The sequence below is a fragment of the Acinetobacter sp. YH12144 genome, assembly GCF_013418345.1.
Classification (GTDB): Bacteria; Pseudomonadota; Gammaproteobacteria; order Pseudomonadales; family Moraxellaceae; genus Acinetobacter; species Acinetobacter amyesii.
This window is the reverse complement of sequence record NZ_VPCD01000009.1, coordinates 83780-101066: the sequence shown is the minus strand read 5'-3', so window position 1 is coordinate 101066 and position 17287 is coordinate 83780. Positions and strand designations below refer to the sequence as shown.

General features: G+C 39.1%; 16 protein-coding genes. All 16 read left to right on the top strand.

Translation table 11 applies throughout. From position 1 onward, the window contains the following. The first annotated feature begins 4 nt into the window (after positions 1 to 4). The 16 genes from FTU79_RS07840 to FTU79_RS07765 all read left to right on the top strand — a co-directional run bounded on the left by FTU79_RS07840 (position 5) and on the right by FTU79_RS07765 (position 17271). Positions 5 to 1027 carry an NAD-dependent epimerase/dehydratase family protein gene (locus FTU79_RS07840; RefSeq protein WP_180049549.1) on the top strand — a complete coding sequence of 341 codons (1023 nt, stop codon included), beginning with the start codon at positions 5 to 7 and terminating at the stop codon, positions 1025 to 1027. A gap of 10 nt (positions 1028 to 1037) precedes the next feature. Beyond that, a complete protein-coding gene (locus FTU79_RS07835; RefSeq protein ID WP_180049547.1) occupies positions 1038 to 2210 on the top strand; it encodes a lipopolysaccharide biosynthesis protein in 1173 nt (390 codons plus the stop codon). Further along, positions 2210 to 2803 carry a DapH/DapD/GlmU-related protein gene (locus tag FTU79_RS07830; protein ID WP_180049545.1) on the top strand — a complete coding sequence of 198 codons (594 nt, stop codon included), beginning with the start codon at positions 2210 to 2212 and terminating at the stop codon, positions 2801 to 2803. The genes FTU79_RS07835 and FTU79_RS07830 overlap by 1 nt, the downstream gene beginning before the upstream one ends. 119 nt (positions 2804 to 2922) lie before the next feature. Continuing rightward, positions 2923 to 3471, top strand: coding sequence for an acyltransferase (locus FTU79_RS07825; protein ID WP_180049543.1), 549 nt, complete (start codon positions 2923 to 2925; stop codon positions 3469 to 3471). Positions 3472 to 3502: 31 nt separating this feature from the next. Next, positions 3503 to 4621: a glycosyltransferase gene (locus FTU79_RS07820; protein WP_180049541.1), complete on the top strand. Its 1119-nt coding sequence runs from the start codon at positions 3503 to 3505 to the stop codon at positions 4619 to 4621. Beyond that, the gene (locus FTU79_RS07815; protein ID WP_180049539.1) at positions 4618 to 5712 is read left to right on the top strand and encodes a glycosyltransferase; all 1095 of its coding nucleotides are present in this window, start codon (positions 4618 to 4620) and stop codon (positions 5710 to 5712) included. Before FTU79_RS07820 ends, FTU79_RS07815 begins: the two co-directional genes overlap by 4 nt. Further along, positions 5709 to 6848 (top strand): glycosyltransferase family 4 protein, encoded by a 1140-nt coding sequence (locus FTU79_RS07810; protein ID WP_180049537.1) that lies wholly within the window; start codon positions 5709 to 5711, stop codon positions 6846 to 6848. The genes FTU79_RS07815 and FTU79_RS07810 overlap by 4 nt, the downstream gene beginning before the upstream one ends. A gap of 32 nt (positions 6849 to 6880) precedes the next feature. Then, positions 6881 to 7420 (top strand): serine O-acetyltransferase, encoded by a 540-nt coding sequence (locus tag FTU79_RS07805; protein WP_180049535.1) that lies wholly within the window; start codon positions 6881 to 6883, stop codon positions 7418 to 7420. Positions 7421 to 7562: 142 nt separating this feature from the next. After that, positions 7563 to 8165, top strand: a complete 603-nt coding sequence (locus tag FTU79_RS07800) for a sugar transferase (RefSeq protein WP_180049533.1) — start codon at positions 7563 to 7565, stop codon at positions 8163 to 8165. Beyond that, complete coding sequence (locus FTU79_RS07795) at positions 8165 to 8821, top strand: NeuD/PglB/VioB family sugar acetyltransferase (RefSeq protein WP_180049531.1); 657 nt, start codon at positions 8165 to 8167, stop codon at positions 8819 to 8821. Before FTU79_RS07800 ends, FTU79_RS07795 begins: the two co-directional genes overlap by 1 nt. A 35-nt stretch (positions 8822 to 8856) precedes the next feature. Continuing rightward, on the top strand, positions 8857 to 10026 hold the full coding sequence (locus FTU79_RS07790; protein ID WP_180049528.1) for a DegT/DnrJ/EryC1/StrS aminotransferase family protein: 1170 nt from the start codon (positions 8857 to 8859) through the stop codon (positions 10024 to 10026). A gap of 60 nt (positions 10027 to 10086) precedes the next feature. Continuing rightward, a complete protein-coding gene (locus FTU79_RS07785) occupies positions 10087 to 11925 on the top strand; it encodes a nucleoside-diphosphate sugar epimerase/dehydratase (protein WP_180049526.1) in 1839 nt (612 codons plus the stop codon). A gap of 151 nt (positions 11926 to 12076) precedes the next feature. Beyond that, positions 12077 to 13354, top strand: coding sequence for a Vi polysaccharide biosynthesis UDP-N-acetylglucosamine C-6 dehydrogenase TviB (tviB, locus tag FTU79_RS07780; RefSeq protein WP_180049524.1), 1278 nt, complete (start codon positions 12077 to 12079; stop codon positions 13352 to 13354). Between the two features lie 19 nt (positions 13355 to 13373). Next, positions 13374 to 14399, top strand: coding sequence for an NAD-dependent epimerase/dehydratase family protein (locus FTU79_RS07775; protein ID WP_180049522.1), 1026 nt, complete (start codon positions 13374 to 13376; stop codon positions 14397 to 14399). 77 nt (positions 14400 to 14476) lie between these two features. Then, positions 14477 to 15664: a lipopolysaccharide biosynthesis protein gene (locus FTU79_RS07770; protein WP_180049520.1), complete on the top strand. Its 1188-nt coding sequence runs from the start codon at positions 14477 to 14479 to the stop codon at positions 15662 to 15664. A 179-nt stretch (positions 15665 to 15843) separates the two neighbouring features. Continuing rightward, positions 15844 to 17271 carry a hypothetical protein gene (locus FTU79_RS07765; RefSeq protein WP_180049518.1) on the top strand — a complete coding sequence of 476 codons (1428 nt, stop codon included), beginning with the start codon at positions 15844 to 15846 and terminating at the stop codon, positions 17269 to 17271. Positions 17272 to 17287 lie beyond the last annotated feature (16 nt).

Genomic DNA, 17287 nt, shown 5'->3' with positions numbered 1-17287 from the left:
TAAAATGAATCAATATCAACAGGTATGTGAAAACCTTAAAACAGCGCCTAAAACATGGCTGGTCACAGGTGTTGCGGGCTTTATTGGCTCGAATCTTCTCGAAACATTGCTCAAGCTGAATCAAACCGTAGTGGGTTTAGATAACTTTGCCACAGGGCATCAGAATAATTTGGATGAAGTGCAAAGCTTAGTCACTGCTGAACAATGGGCAAAATTTAGTTTTATTGAAGGCGATATTCGCCAATTTGCCGACTGCCAAAAAGCCTGTGTTGGCGTGGATTATGTCTTGCATGAAGCTGCTTTAGGTTCTGTACCGCGTTCGATTGCCGATCCGATCACCACCAATGACACCAATATCAGTGGTTTCTTAAATATGCTCACTGCTGCGCGTGATGCGGGGGTTGCCAGCTTCACATACGCAGCTAGCAGTTCGACTTATGGTGATCATCCTGCATTGCCAAAAGTTGAAGAAAACATTGGTAATCCATTGTCGCCGTATGCCGTGACCAAGTACGTCAATGAGCTATATGCAGATGTTTTTGCACGTAGCTACGGTTTTAAAGCGATTGGTTTACGCTATTTTAATGTCTTTGGTCAGCGTCAAGATCCAAATGGTGCTTATGCCGCCGTGATTCCGAAATGGACGGCATCGATGATCGCTGGTGAAGATGTCTTCATCAATGGTGATGGTGAAACCAGTCGTGATTTCTGTTTTATTGATAATACGGTTCAAGCCAATATTTTAGCGGCGACAGCATCGGATGAAGCGAAAAACCAAGTGTATAACGTGGCTGTGGGTGACCGTACTACGTTGAATGAGTTATATCGTGCCATTCAGGTGGCACTTGCTGAAAATGCGGTGAACTTTGAGCGCGATCCTGTGTACCGTGATTTCCGAGCTGGTGATGTACGTCATTCACAAGCCAGCATTGCCAAAATTGAGCAAGGCTTGGGTTATGCACCGCAGTTCAAAATTGCCGAAGGCATTCAACTGGCGATGCGTTGGTACGTAAACAACTTAAAATGATATTGAACAGATGATTGCGAAAATTTTCGCAAAGTATCAGTCGATTGGGCTGATTACCTTAAGTTTACTGGCAGGTGCGATAATGACATTTATCGCACTTCCTGTTTTAACACGCCTATATTCTGTTGCTGACTTTGGGGCTTACGGGATTGCATTGGCGATAGTCAGTGTTATATCGACGGTGGCGAATTTACGTCTTGATCAAGCTTTATTGGTTGCCGAAGAAGGTGATAAAAAAAGCCTGATCTTTGAAGGGGTAGTATTTTCAACTTTCATCGCGATTGTTAGCGGTATTGTTATTAGTTTTATTCTAAATATTGAAATGGCAGGGGCTGTTGCCACAGGCATACTTGCCAACACTTTGATTCAAAGTCTGTATAACTATCAATTTGCAGCGCATAAAGAATATTTTTGTGCAGGTTTAAATATTTTTAGAAATGCAATTGTCGTGTTAGTGCAACTCTCGTTGCCATTCGTGATGCAGATCAGCTTGGTGAATAGTTATAACATTAGTTCGATTATCATGATTGTGGCGGTGCTGATTTATTTACTGAAACATCAACTTTATCAAGTCAGTTGGCATGCGTTTAAAAATTATAAAGATTTCATTTACGCCAATACACCGCATGCCTTGCTGAATAGTTTTTCACATAACTTGCCATACTATGTGGTGTCGCATTTTGTGGGTGTGCAGGCAATGGGCTTCTATGCCATTGTCGAGCGTACCTTACGTGTGCCGATCAATCTGATTTCACAGACTTTACGTCAATTTTTTATCCGTAAGTTTAAAAGCACGGATTCAAACAATAATGCGTTAAAGGCAAGTGTGCTTTTAAGCTTGGTGTCACTGCCTCTTTTTGCAATTTTCTTTATCTTGCCTGAATCGGTATATCTATGGATTTTCGGTTCTGAATGGGTCGGGATTTCGACCTATTTTCAAATTTTAGCGTTGGGCTATTGGGCGGTTTTTTGTAATCCGCCAAGTTCGGCTTATTTAATTGCCAAGCGCAATAGCCAAGTATTATTTAAACTGCAAATTGTTGAACTCATGATTAAGTTCGCTTTATTTGCAGGCTTATATGTTTTATGTGCTGATAAAATTTATATGCTCCTGGCGGTGCCTGTGGCGTTAATTATTTATAACTTTGCCATTTTATATGTGGTGTGGAGAAACAAAAGCTGATGTTTTTTAAACTGTTAAAACTGATGAATTGGTTCACTGCACAATGCCGTCAGCAATTTTATAATGTGGCTTTTGGCACGAAATTTCGTTATTTCGGCAAAGCCTGTACGGTCGATATCAGCGGTCAGGTCAAAATCGGTCAGAATGTTTATATTGGCGATCATGTCAGTTTAATTGTCGAGCAAGGCGCAATTTTAGAAATCGCGGATAACAGTTTTATTGGTGAAAGCTGTTATATCAAATGCTTTGGTGGCAAGGTGTCTATTGGCAAAGACGTGAGTATCAATTCTAAGTCATTTATCAATGGTTGTGGCGGTGTGAGCATTGGCGATAATACCCGTATCGGCACGCAGAGTATCATCATTGCGAGCAATCATAAGTTTGGTGAACCCGATTTGTTGGTGAAAGATGCCATCACTAAACAAGGGGTCAGCTTGGGTGAAAATATTTGGCTCGGTGCCCGTGTCACAATACTTGATGGCGTAACGATTCCAAATGATTCCGTGATTGGTGCGTGTAGTCTTGTGTCGAAGCCTTTGGATGTGTCAGGGGTGTATGTCGGCAGTCCTGCCAAAAAAATCAAATCGATCTGATCTTATTTTTCATCCTGCATCGTGACTGCGGTTTCCATATCGTAAAGTGGATTTTCAGCGTAAAATAGCTGACTTATTTTCCTCCTTTTAAGTTGCCTCGCTTCATTCAGGTACTGTGTATGTCATTTATGGTTTCTGCTTTTCGACAGCTGTTTGATCTCGCTTATTTTATGGCAAAGGGCAGTGTGGCTTATGCACGTAAAAAAGGCGTAAAAGTCGGTGAAAATTGCCGAATTTATATTAAAAGCTGGGGCTCAGAACCATTTTTGGTCAGCATTGGTGATCATGTGACTGTAACTTCAGGGGTGAAATTTATTACTCATGATGGCAGTACGTGTTTGGTGAAAGATGCGCAAGGTAAACGCTACCAACGCTTTGCACCAATTCAAGTCGGTTCGCATGTATTTATTGGGGTCAATACAATCGTTATGCCCGGTGTGAGCATTGGCTCGAATGTGGTGATTGGCGCAGGCTCGGTGGTGACCAAAGACATTCCTGATCACAGCGTAGCCATCGGTGTGCCAGCCAAAGTGGTATCCAGTTTTGCAGACTATCAAGCCAAAATTCAAAGTACCTGTGCCAGTGACAGTGAACTTGTCGGCATCACGGATTATCGTGAGCGGGTTGAGCGCGCTATGGCCATTCAAGCCTCAAAAACACCGCATTAATATTCTCCCATTTTAAAATTTAGGTCTGATTATGTTGAATAAAGTCATGTTCTTTTTGCCAAGCTTGGGCGGTGGCGGTGCAGAACGTACAGTCATTCAACTGGCGAACAGCTTTGCAGAACAAGGTCTGAATATTCATTTGGGCGTGTGTGATGTCACAGGTGATAAAGCCAAGTTGTTGCCTGAAGTCAGCCGGAAAATTCAATTGGTGAATTTTAATTGCGGTCGGGTGATGAATAGCATCACACCCTTAAAGATGAAGCTGAAAGCTGAGCAATATGACTGCTTGGTGGCAACGCAAACCCATACCAATATTGTGGCAGGTATTGCCAAAAAGCTGGCAGGCGTGCAAACCGCTTTAATCTTCCGTGAAGTATCGACGCCGTCTAAGAATTTGAAATTACAGGGTCTCGCTAAATTTGTTTTAAAAACTTTGGTGAATTGGACGTATCCCATGGCACAGCAAGTGGTTTGTGTCTCTAAAGGTGTAGAAGCCGATTTTCGTGAATATTATGTTTATAAGAAAAATAACCTGAGCACCATTTATAACCCTGTACTGGATGATGCCTATTTTGAAAAACTGAAAGTGCCCGTCACACACAAATTTTTCAATGAAAGCAATAAAGTGATTTTGGCAGTAGGGCGTCTGACTGAAGCGAAAAATTTTGGTTTTCTGATCAGTTCCTTTAACGCTTTACATGATCAGTATTCTGAAACTCGTCTGATCATTTTAGGTGAGGGTGAACTGCGTACTGAATTTGAAGCTTTAGTATCGGACTTAGGCTTAAACGATGTGGTGGATTTACCTGGCTTTAATTCAAACCCGTATGCCTATTTTAAATATGCTTCGCTATTTGTTTTAAGCTCGAATTGGGAAGGCTTGCCGGGTGTACTTATTCAAGCCTTAGCCTCTAAAGTGAAAGTGGTGAGTACCAACTGTCCAAGTGGACCAATGGAAATTCTAGAAAACTCTAAGTTTGGTTTATTGGTTGAATGTAATGATCAAGCAGGTTTAACCCATGCGATGCAGCAAGCGATATTTGCAGATTATGTGCGATATCAAGAAGCTGATTTTGAAGCGCATATTCAGCAATTCCACAAAGCAACGGTATTGAAGCAGTACTTAAACATGATGGAGTCTGCAACATGAGCAAACCGTTGATGGTACATGTGATCACCAACTTTGCAGGCGTGGGGGGTGCCGAAATGATGTTGGCACGCTTAATTCAGCAAACTGAGCATGACTATCAGCACGTGATCATTGCACTGATGAAAACTTCCAAGGTGTATCAAAGTACTTTAGAACGTTGTCAGTCGCATTATGCGCTCGGTTGGAATGGTTTAAATACGCTGAGTACGGTGAGTCAGCTGCGCGCATTACTCAAAAAGCTACAGCCCGCAACGGTGCAATGCTGGATGTACCATGCCAATGCATTGACCAGTCTCAGTGTTATTGGTTTAGCGAAAAAACCAAAGGTCGTATGGGGTATTCATCATTCTCTTGCTTCTCCTAAAGATGAATCAATCAGCACCAAGATTGCCTTGGGCATAAGCAAAATACTGTCACAGCAACCTAGTGCTATTATTTATTGTGCGCATTCGTCTATGCAGCAGCATCAGGCCTTCGGCTTTAAAAATGGCAATAGCCAAGTGATTGCCAATGGCGTGTTTCTTGATAAATTTCAGCCTAATCCCCAATTGCATGAACCAACCGTGATTGGTTTTGCAGGGCGTTATCACACGGCCAAAGGCTATCCGTATTTATTTGAAACGATGGGCTTACTCAAGGATCAACACATCATCTTTAAAATTGCAGGTAGCGGCGCGAGTTTAGAGAATCCTGAAGTAAAGGCTTTATTCGATCAATATCAATTGGATAGTCAAAAAGTCCATTTATTGGATCAAATCTCAGATATGCCTGCTTTTTATCAATCGATTGATGCATTCCTCATGACTTCAATTACCGAAGGTTTTCCGAATGTGTTGGTCGAAGCCATGGCATCAGGTTTGCCTTGTATCAGCACCGATGTAGGTGATGCGCAATATATTGTGCAAGAGCTTGGCGAAATTGTACCGCCGCGTAATTCGGCTGCATTGACGCAAGCAATTTTAAATTATGTGCAGCAAAGCAATGATGAAAAATTGCAGTTGAAACAAGCCGTGCGTGAGCGCGTAGAAGCACATTTCAGTATTGAGAAAGTGAGTCAGCAATATATGCAAGTTTGGGAGCAAAGCCGTTGAAATTTCTGATGATCAGCAGTTTTTTGCCTTCTGTTTTAAATTTCCGCGGGAAACTGTTGGAAGCTATTCATGCACAAGGCCACGAAATTCATATTATGGCGCCTGAATTCGCATCATTCCCTGAAGAACAGCAAAAACTGCAAGCCCTTGGCTATCATCTGCATGAAATTCCCATGCAGCGCACAGGCACCAATCCGCTGTCGGATTTAAAACTGTTAAAACATCTCTATCAGAAGATCCGTCAAATTCAGCCTGAGTATGTGCTGTCTTATACTATTAAACCTGTGATTTATGGCACGCTGGCTGGATGGCTTGCGAAAGTACCGCATCGTTTTGCTTTAATTACAGGTCTGGGCTATGCCTTTCAAAATGTGGAATCTGGCAAGCGTAGTCTGTTTCAAAAGCTGGTGCATGGCTTATATGCACAAGCGCTCAAACGTAGCGATAAAGTCTTTTTTCAAAACCCAGATGATTTAAAGCTGTTCCAAGAGATGCACTTACTGGATGTTAGTAAACCGACTGTAGTGGTGAATGGCTCAGGGGTGAATGTGCAAGACTTTGATGTTATGCCTTTACCCAAAAATGAACAAGGGCAGGTCAAAGTCTCATTCTTACTCATTGCACGCCTTTTAGGTGATAAAGGCGTACGTGAATATGCTGAATCGGCGCGCATCATCAAAGCACAATATCCTGAATCGGAATTTCATTTGGTCGGTTGGATTGATGATAATCCATCTGCTATCTCGCAATCTGAACTCGATACATGGATTGCCGATGATCGCCTCAAATATTGGGGCAAACTCAGTGATGTCCGTCCTGCAATTGCGGAAAGCTCGGTCTACGTGTTGCCCTCCTACCGTGAAGGCACGCCACGTACGGTATTAGAGGCGATGGCTATGGGACGGGCGATTATTACCACCGATGCACCAGGTTGTCGTGAAACGGTATCGCACGGTGTGAATGGTTATTTGGTTGGAGTGAAGTCTGTAGATGATTTGGTGCAATGCATGCAATACTTTATTGAAGATCCAAAACTGATTGAGTATATGGGACAGCGTTCGCGGGAAATTGCGCTGAATAAATATGATGTGCATCAAGTGAATAAGCACATGATGGCTGAAATGGATATCCATTAAAGGCGATTCATCCAATTTTAGAGACGATCCAAATGACCTTCAAATATATAAAAAGTGATTTATACCGCTATACCGGTAATCTTGGTTTTAAATCATTTTTGAAAACTTATTTTTTCAATCGCGGTTTTAATTTTTCATTTTGGCTGCGTTTGGCCAGTGCAAAATCATTTTGGGCAAAGTTGGCTTATCCCATTTATTATTATAAAAAAAAGCAGTATGGCATAGATATTCATACCACAACTCAAATTGGCTATGGCTTGTTTATTGGGCATGGCGGCCCTCTAGTCGTTAACCCTACTGCTGTGCTTGGTAACAATGTTAACTTATCGCAATTTACAACGATTGGTGCCAATGGTGGGCGTAAAGCTGCAGAAATTGGTGACAATGTTTATATTGGGCCAAATGTTTGCATCATTGAGCATGTCAAAATAGGTAGCAACTCTACTATTGGCGCAGGCAGCGTTGTGACTAAAGATATTCCTGAAAATGCAACTGCAGTAGGAAACTACGCGAAGGTCATCAGCATGAATAACCCAGGTCATGCAGTCAATCGTCGTTGGACAGATTTTTAAAAGCGTATAAGTACAGGAATAATATGAGGCTTTATTTTATGCCTCTTGAAATTTCTCATGGTGCTCGATTGCTTGATATTGAACGCGTTATAATATGCAGAATACGATTCTTTCTATTTCAATGAAATCTAATGAGTGAACAATGTTAAAGCGTGTATTAGATATAGCAATGGCCTCAACTGCATTAGTTCTTTTATCTCCTGTCTATGCATTGGTTGCTTATAAAGTCCGTAAAAATTTAGGATCACCAGTTTTATTTCGTCAAGTACGTCCGGGTCTGCATGGCAAGCCGTTTGAAATGGTGAAGTTTCGCACCATGAAAGATGCTATTGATTTAGAAGGCAATCCATTACCTGACAGTGAGCGTTTGACGCCATTCGGGAAAATGCTCCGTGCAACCAGTTTGGATGAAATGCCAGAACTGTGGAATGTGATTAAGGGTGATATGAGTATTGTCGGGCCACGTCCATTATTGATGGAATATTTGCCCCTTTATAATACGCAACAAGCGAAACGTCATCACGTGCGTCCGGGCATCACAGGGCATGCTCAAGTGAATGGTCGTAATGCCATTTCATGGGAAAAAAAGTTTGAGCTAGACACATGGTATGTGGAAAATCAGTCTTTATGGCTGGATTTTAAAATCATGCTAAAAACCGTGAAAAAAGTGATTGCCAAGGATGATATTAGTGCTGAAGGCGAGGCAACCATGACAAAATTTACCGGCACACCGGAACAAAAATAATGACAACACTCTCTGCGATTTATGGGGCTTCAGGTTGTGGGCGTAGCCTGATGCCTGTCGCGCGTCAGCAATTGGCACGTCAAGGTGATGCGTCTGAAATTATCTTTATCGATGATGCTTTAACAGACATTGCTTCAGTCAATGGTCATCGTGCCATGAATTACCAAGCGTTTCTAAATGAATTTGCATCGACAAAATACGTGCAAATTGCGATTGCCAATAGTCGTGTGCGTGAAAAAATCGCTCAGCGTTTAGAAGCGGATGGCATTCAGCTTTGGTCGATCACTGCGGACAATGTGGTTTTAATGGATCAGATAGAACTCGCTGAAGGTTCTGCTTTGAGTCCCTTTGTCACCATTGGCTCAAATGTCAAAATCGGCAAGTGTTTTCATGCCAATTTATACAGTTATGTCGAGCATGATTGTGTGATTGGGGATTTCGTTACTTTCGCACCAGGCGTAAAATGTAACGGCAATATTCATATACATGCACATGCCTATATTGGTGCGGGTGCGATGATTAAGCAGGGCACACCTGATCAGCCTTTAGTGATTGGTGCAGGTGCGATTGTGGGTATGGGTGCTGTCGTGACCAAAAGTGTACCCGCAGGCGTCACCGTGGTGGGTAATCCCGCCCGAATTGTGACTTCAAAATAGATTTTTAAACTAGATTTTTAGACTGGGAAAACTCCATGTTAAACAGTGCATTTGAGCCTTGGCCAAGCTTTACCCAAGTAGAAGCCGATGCGGTGTCAAAAGTCCTATTATCCAATAAAGTAAATTATTGGACAGGTCAGGAATGCCGTGAATTCGAAAAGGAATTTGCACAGTTTGCAGGAACCAAACATGCAGTTGCCGTTGCCAATGGTACAGTGGCACTCGATTTAGCCCTCAAAGCTTTGGGTATTGGTGCAGGTGATGACGTGATTGTCACTTCACGGACTTTCTTGGCTTCAGCAAGTTCAATTGTCACCGCAGGTGCCAATCCTATTTTTGCTGATGTTGAACTGGATTCACAGAATATCTCACGCCGTACAATTGAAGCAGTCATCACTCCAAATACCAAAGCCATTATTTGTGTGCATTTGGCAGGGTGGATGTGTGATATGGATCCGATCATGCAATTGGCTGAGGAAAAAGGCATCTTCGTGATTGAAGATTGCGCCCAAGCACATGGCGCGATGTATAAAGGAAAATCGGCAGGTTCAATTGGTCATATTGGGGCGTGGTCATTCTGCCAAGACAAGATTATGACCACGGGTGGTGAAGGCGGTATGGTCACTACCAATGACGAGAGTCTGTGGAAAACAATGTGGTCGTATAAAGATCACGGTAAAAACTTTGATAGCGTGTATAACAAGCAACATCCACCGGGCTTCCGTTGGTTGCATGACTCCTTTGGCACCAACTGGCGTATGATGGAAATGCAAGCTGTGATTGGTCGTCTGCAACTCAAACAAATGTCTGAATGGACGGCAAAACGTAATACTAATATGGCGCGTATCCAAGCCGTATTTGAAAGTAGCCCTTATTTTACTGTAGCAAAACCCTCTAGCGACTATGTACATGCCGCTTATAAATGCTATGTGCAAGTCAATGTTGATGCTTTACCCGACGGCTGGTCACGTGACCGCATCATGGCGGAAATTTCATCTCAAGCTGTTCCATGCTTTAGCGGTTCATGCTCAGAAGTGTATTTAGAAAAAGCCTTTGATGGCACAGCGTGGCGTCCAAAACAATCATTGTCAAATGCAAAACAACTCGGTGAAAGCAGTTTGATGTTCCTTGTACATCCAACATTGTCGGATGCCAGCATGCAAAAAACAGTGGATGCTATTACGCAAGTCATCGCAAAAATCTAAACCTGAAAAGCGCGTATAATATTAGGCGCGAATATTCCCTTGACCTGATTCGAGCACGTTGTGAAAGACATTATCCGATCTATAGCATCATTACCGCGTCGCCAAAAGCAAATTGTTTTGGTGCTGATGGATATCTGTGTTTTACCGTTGATGATGTGGCTGGCGTATGCCATTCGTTTGGCGCGTCCGAATGTACAGGTCATGCAAGGTTTAGATGCTTGGTACATCTATGTCGGTCTTTTTGGCATTGCTATTTTTGCTTTACTTGGGATTTACCGCGCAATTGTCCGTTCTTTTAATGAAGACTATTTGTTACGGATTTTAATCGGGACATTTATTCAAATCGTGGCCTTGTACACGATTAAAAAATTGAATGTCGCTTTTATTCCCATGAGTATTCCGCTCATGTATGGCTTTATGCTGTTTTCATACATGTGGTGGAGCCGTGCCGTCATTCGCTACGCAACCCTCAAAACCTTCGCAAAAAAACAGAGCCGTAAACGCGTTGCAATTTATGGCGCAGGCTTAGCAGGGCAGCAAATTGCCGCCGCTTTAAATCGTTCAGATGATTATTTACCTGTGTGTTTTATTGATGATAAACGCTCTTTACAAGGGCAGTCACTGAGTGGTTTAAAGATTTACTCACCGAAAAAAGCGCAAGCGAAACTTGGGAAATTCGGTATTGAAGAAGTATTACTTGCCATGCCTTCTGTCGGTCGAACCCGTAAAAAAGAAATTATTGAGTCTTTTGATACGGCAGATGTCAAAATTATGGAGTTGCCGGGTGTAACCCAGTTGGTCGATGGTCAAGTCCAAGTCTCTGATATTCGTGAAGTGGATATTATTGACTTATTAGGCCGTGATCCTGTACCGCCGAAACCTGAACTGTTAGAAAAAAATATTAAAAATAAAGTGGTCATGGTGACAGGGGCAGGAGGGTCGATCGGCTCTGAACTTTGCCGTCAGATCGTGAAACATCAGCCGAAAATGTTGGTGCTGTTTGAAATGTCTGAATTTGCTTTGTATTCAATCGACCGTGAATTGCAGGCTTCTGATATACACATTATTCCAGTATTAGGTTCTGTCACCAATCAGCAAAAATTAGAACGTATTATTCAAGAGTACAAAGTGCAAACGGTGTATCACGCCGCAGCTTATAAACATGTACCACTTGTTGAAGCAAACCCATTTGAAGGTATTTATAATACGTCTATTGGCACACAGCGTAGTGTAGATGCAGCGGTGAATCAAAATGTTGAAACTTTTGTTTTAATTTCAACCGATAAAGCCGTGCGACCAACCAATGTTATGGGGGCGTCTAAACGCATGGCAGAATTGTATTGTCAGGGCCTAGCGTCGACGAATCCAAAGACCCAAATCAGTATTGTACGTTTTGGAAATGTACTGGGTTCGTCAGGTTCTGTAGTCCCTTTGTTTAAAAAGCAGATTGCTAAAGGCGGGCCTGTTACAGTAACGCACCCAGAAGTCACGCGTTATTTTATGACCATTCCTGAGGCAGCTCAACTCGTGATTCAGGCAGGTGCGATGGGGACAGGTGGTGATGTATTTCTGCTTGATATGGGCGAGCCAGTTAAAATAATAGACTTAGCTAAACAAATGATTCGTTTAAGTGGGTTTAAACCAATTGATGATAAAGGTATTGGTGATATTGCCATTCAATTTACTGGTTTGCGTCCAGGTGAAAAGTTATATGAAGAGTTGTTAATTGATGCTGAAAATGTTGAAAAGACGGAGCATGAACGGATATTAAAGTCTTATGAAAAGTATTTATCTTTTGATGAGGTGTTAAAGGTATTTGAAGATTTGAAAGACAATCAAATGCTATTATGTAAGTTGAAATTAATTTTAAATAAATATGTAGATGGTTATAAGCTTTAAATGTAATTTTATATTAATTTAGTTGCATTATTGTTTTAATATAGAATTTATCTATATAAAACAAAGCTGGGGATTATGAACGAAATCTGTTATATTGTGCCCGTTTTTTTTATTTACTGAAGTAATAATACATAATATAAGGCTTGATGGAATGTTACAACGCTCTGAATTAAAAATTGCTATAATCGGATTAGGGTATGTCGGTTTGCCGCTAGCTGTTGAGTTTGGAAAAAAAGTTCCCGTGGTGGGCTTTGATATTCACCAGAAGCGTATTGATGACTTACGTGGCGGTTGTGATCATACCCTGGAAGTTTCTCCTGAAGAATTAGCACAATCAGCTCAATTAAGTTACAGCGCAAATTTAGAAGATTTAAAAGACTGTAATTTCTTTATTGTTACAGTGCCAACCCCGATTGATGAATATAAGCAGCCAGATTTAACCCCTTTGGTGAAAGCTTCAGAAAGCATTGCTAAAGTACTGAAAAAAGGTGATGTAGTTGTTTATGAGTCAACAGTTTATCCGGGTGCAACCGAAGAAGTCTGTATTCCTGTTTTAGAGAAAAATTCAGGCTTAGTATTTAATCAGGATTTTTATGCAGGCTATAGCCCTGAGCGTATTAACCCGGGTGATAAACTGCACCGTGTCACCAATATTTTAAAAATCACCTCAGGTTCTACGCCTGAAGTCGCTGATTATGTTGATGTAGTTTATAACTTGATTATTGAAGCGGGTACCCATAAAGCATCAAGTATTAAAGTTGCCGAAGCGGCGAAAGTCATTGAAAACACCCAGCGTGATGTGAATATTGCCTTAATTAATGAATTGGCTTTAATTTTTAATAAAATGGGCATTGATACCGAAGCGGTATTACAAGCGGCAGGTACTAAGTGGAATTTCCTTCCATTCCGTCCGGGTTTGGTTGGCGGTCACTGTATTGGCGTTGACCCGTACTATTTAACCCATAAAGCGCAAGCGATTGGCTACAACCCTGAAATTATTCTAGCAGGTCGCCGTTTAAATGATGGTATGGGGGCTTATGTGGTGACTCAGTTGGTGAAAGCTATGCTGAAAAAACGCATTCAAGTTGAAGATGCTAAAGTGCTCATTTTAGGCTTAAGTTTTAAAGAAAATTGCCCAGATATCCGCAATACACGCATTATTGATATTGTGAATGAGCTGAAAGAATACAATGCTAATGTAGATGTTTATGACCCTTGGGTAGATACATCTGAGGCTGAGCATGAATATGATATTAGTCCAATTTCATGCTTAGAAAATGGCAAATATGATGCAGTAATTTTAGCGGTTGCGCATCACCAGTTTAAAGAAATGGGTGCTGAAAAAATTCGTGCATTGGGTAAAGAAGCACATATTTTGTATGATTTAAAATATGTGTTAAGCCAAGCTGAATCAGACATTCGTTTATAATTTTAAGGAAAAGAAAAGAATGAGCCAATATCAAGTTATATGTGAGCAGTTAAATCAAAAACCAAAAAATTGGTTAATCACTGGTGTTGCAGGCTTTATTGGCTCAAACCTTTTAGAAACCTTACTCAAGCTTAATCAAACTGTAGTGGGTTTAGATAACTTTGCTACAGGGCATCAGCATAATTTGGATGAAGTACAGAGCTTAGTAACTACTGAGCAATGGGCGAATTTCCGCTTTATTGAAGGCGATATTCGCCAGTTTGCAGACTGCCAAAAAGCCTGTGCAGGTGTGGATTATGTCTTGCATGAAGCAGCGCTTGGTTCTGTACCGCGTTCAATTGCTGACCCCATCACCACCAATGAAACCAATATCAGTGGTTTCTTAAATATGCTCACTGCAGCACGTGATGCAGGTGTTTCAAGCTTTACTTATGCGGCCAGCAGTTCAACTTATGGTGACCATCCGGCATTGCCAAAAGTGGAAGATCAGATCGGTAATCCGCTTTCACCTTATGCAGTAACCAAGTATGTCAATGAACTGTATGCCGATGTATTTGCACGTGCATACGGTTTTAAAGCAATTGGCCTACGTTATTTTAACGTGTTTGGTCAACGTCAAGATCCAAACGGTGCTTATGCAGCGGTCATTCCAAAATGGACAGCATCGATGATAGATGGTAAAGATGTCTTCATCAATGGTGACGGTGAAACCAGTCGTGACTTCTGCTTTATCGACAATACTGTTCAAGCCAATATTTTAGCGGCAACCACAACCGATGACGCAGCAAAAAATCAGGTTTATAACGTGGCAGTAGGTGACCGTACTACGCTGAATGAGTTATATCGTGCTATTCAAGTCGCGCTTGCGACCAATAACGTTCAATTTGACCGTGATCCTGTATACCGCGAGTTTCGTGCAGGTGATGTTCGTCATTCACAAGCCAGCATTGCCAAAATTGAGCAAGGCTTGGGTTATGCGCCACAGTTTAAAATTGCCGAAGGCATTCAACTTGCAATGCGTTGGTACGTAAACAACTTAAAATAAAATTTGGATGTGTGAATATGCTTATCATCAAAGCATTTTAAAATACTCATTTAAGCTTTGATTCTATAGATATCATAATGAATAAGGTATTGATAAATTTAAGCGCATCATTAACCTATGCGCTTGTTCAGTGGTTGATTATAACAATCATTAGTAGAGAAATGTCTGTTAGTGATGCAGGAATTTATGCTTACTATTTAGCAATTTTTTCACCTTTAGCTATTTTATGCTCACTAGGTATAAGAAATAATATTGCTACTGATATTAATAAAGATTATTTGGATAAAGAATATAAGTCTTTACGAAATGTTGGGTTAGTTGTTTATTTTAGTGTTTTTTTAATACTATTTTTCTTTTTTAATAAAAGTAGTTTTATTCTTTTTTCAATTTTTTTATTTAAATTAATCGATTTAATTAGTGAATTAACATATGGATCTTGGATTAGAGCTGGAAAGACAAATTTATATGGAATTTCTAGATTAATGAAGTCTGCTATAACTTTACTAGTTATGGCTATATGCTTAATTTCATTAAACTATTATGATCAATTAATTTATGTTTATTTTTTCATAAGTTTAATAGTAATTATTTTATTTGATAATAGGATGAAAATTGTAGCATCAAAAGAAGATGGTGATTTTATAGGAAAAGGTGTAAAAAATTTATTTTTGTTTTCATTACCTTTAATATTTAGTTCATTTATTGTTAGTTTAAATGTTGGTGTTCCAAGATTTTTCCTAAGCAGTGTTAGTATGGATGCAGTAGCAATTTATACCATGCTGACTTATTTCGGCTCCATAGCAATTATGCCTTTAATGTCGGCATATCCAGTTTACATGTCAACTTTTTCAAATAAATCTTTAGATAGACGTAAGTTGCTAAAAAAAATTACATTTTTAACAATTTTATATTCATTAGGATATTTGGTGTTTATTCTTATCTTTTGTCCTTTAATTATGGAATATATATATAAAATTACTGATTTTACAATGCAAGAGGTATTGCTATCTGGTATTTTTGGGGCATTACAAATTCTTCTTGTATGGCAAAATTTTTTGATAACATGTGAGCGTAAGTTTAAAGTACTATTTAAAAATAATGTTTTAAACTTTTTCCTTGTATTATTTTTCTGTGGATTGCTTGTTTCTAAATATTTGTTGTTTGGCGGTTTACTTGCAATGTGTTTAGCGAGTTTTATTTTAATTGTTTTAAATTTTAAAGAAATTAAATCTTTTAAATTTAATAAAAATGAATCGCTTTTATAGTAGTTTATTGTAGCATGAGGTGAAAAATTAAATAATTTATTATTGATATAAATTGTTTTATTGATGTTGAAAGTAAAATTATTTTCAAATTAAAAGAGTGTCAAAGTGGTTGTAACAGAACAAGTTATAATTATTTTGTATTTTGATGAGTCTAATCTACTAAGGGTGTTTTTTAAATAATGCGTATAGCAGTGCATAAGAATAATTTTTTATTTAGTATTATATGCAGTCTTTTATCGGCCGTAATGGTTGGTATTGACTTTGTATACATTGCTATACCATTTTTTTTAGGAAGTCTTTGTTTGCTTGAGGCTATTAGTCTAGGTTATAGACGAGGAGGGACACTATTTCATCCATATTTATTTGTGTCTTTAATACTTATATGGGTTTTAATATTATCACCAATAGCTTCTTTGTACTATAAACAATATTTGTTTTTGTCTCCAAAAGAGATTGATTGGAATAAGTGGGTTTATATTTGTTTCTGGTTTTATTTTTTTATCGCAATTCTACATTATATTTGCGGGTTGTTTTTCTTAAAAAAGGTTAGTCCTAGTGTAGTACGTTATGAACTGAAAAAAAGAAGTGCTCTTTTTATTTGTAGTTTATTTTTAGTATTTTCTTTGTTATGTCAAATATTTGTGTTTGCAAAATTTGGCGGCATAATGGGCTATATGACTACCTGGTCTGAGGATAGGACTGAGTTTGATGGGTTAGGCACACTACTTATGCTGGCTGAACCTTTTCCTATTTTGGCACTCTTATCACTATGTTTGTTTGTGAAGAAAGAGGATTTGAAAAGACCTTTATTATTTATTGTTTCTATATTTATAATATTCTTTATACTAAAGCTTTTATTTGGTGGATTTAGAGGAAGCCGAAGTAATACTATTTGGGGGCTTTTTTGGTTTGCGGGGATAGTGCATCTATATTATTTTAAATTAAAAAAAGCCCATTTAATCACTGGATTAATTTTCCTAATGATATTTATGAATGTGTACTCACTTTATAAAAGTTTTGGTGTTGATGCATTTTCTATGCAATATTCATTGGAGGACACGGGGCGTTTTGAAGATAATCCAACCATTACTATTCTTTTAAATGATTTCTCTAGGATTGGTTTACATTCATATATGCTTTATCAATATTATGACTTTAGCTTTTATGATATTAAATTTGGACAAACATATTTATTTACTCTAAATAAAGTATTACCTTTTTGGAGTGAAATTGATTTATATAGTAAAAATTCAGCAGGTTCCGAGATTTTGTATGATAGAAAGTCTAGTCTAGTATTCCAAGACTTTCATAATTCAAGGGTCTATGGTGCTTATGGTGAGGCATTTTTAAACTTTGGACCTGTTTTGGCGGTATTTATTTTTGGATTATTTAGTACATTTATCGCTTTTATTGATAATTTAGTAAGAAAATTTAGTAATACAGATCCTTATTTATTTTTAATCCCATTCTTTGCAAATTTTAGTTTAATGTGTCTCTTAGTTGATTCTGATAATTTGTTATTTTTCTTTTTTAAAAATGGGTTTTTAGTATTTTTATTTTTATTTTCAATAAAGAAATTTGCGATGATAAGGATATATAATTCTTAGTTTTCTTCATATGAAT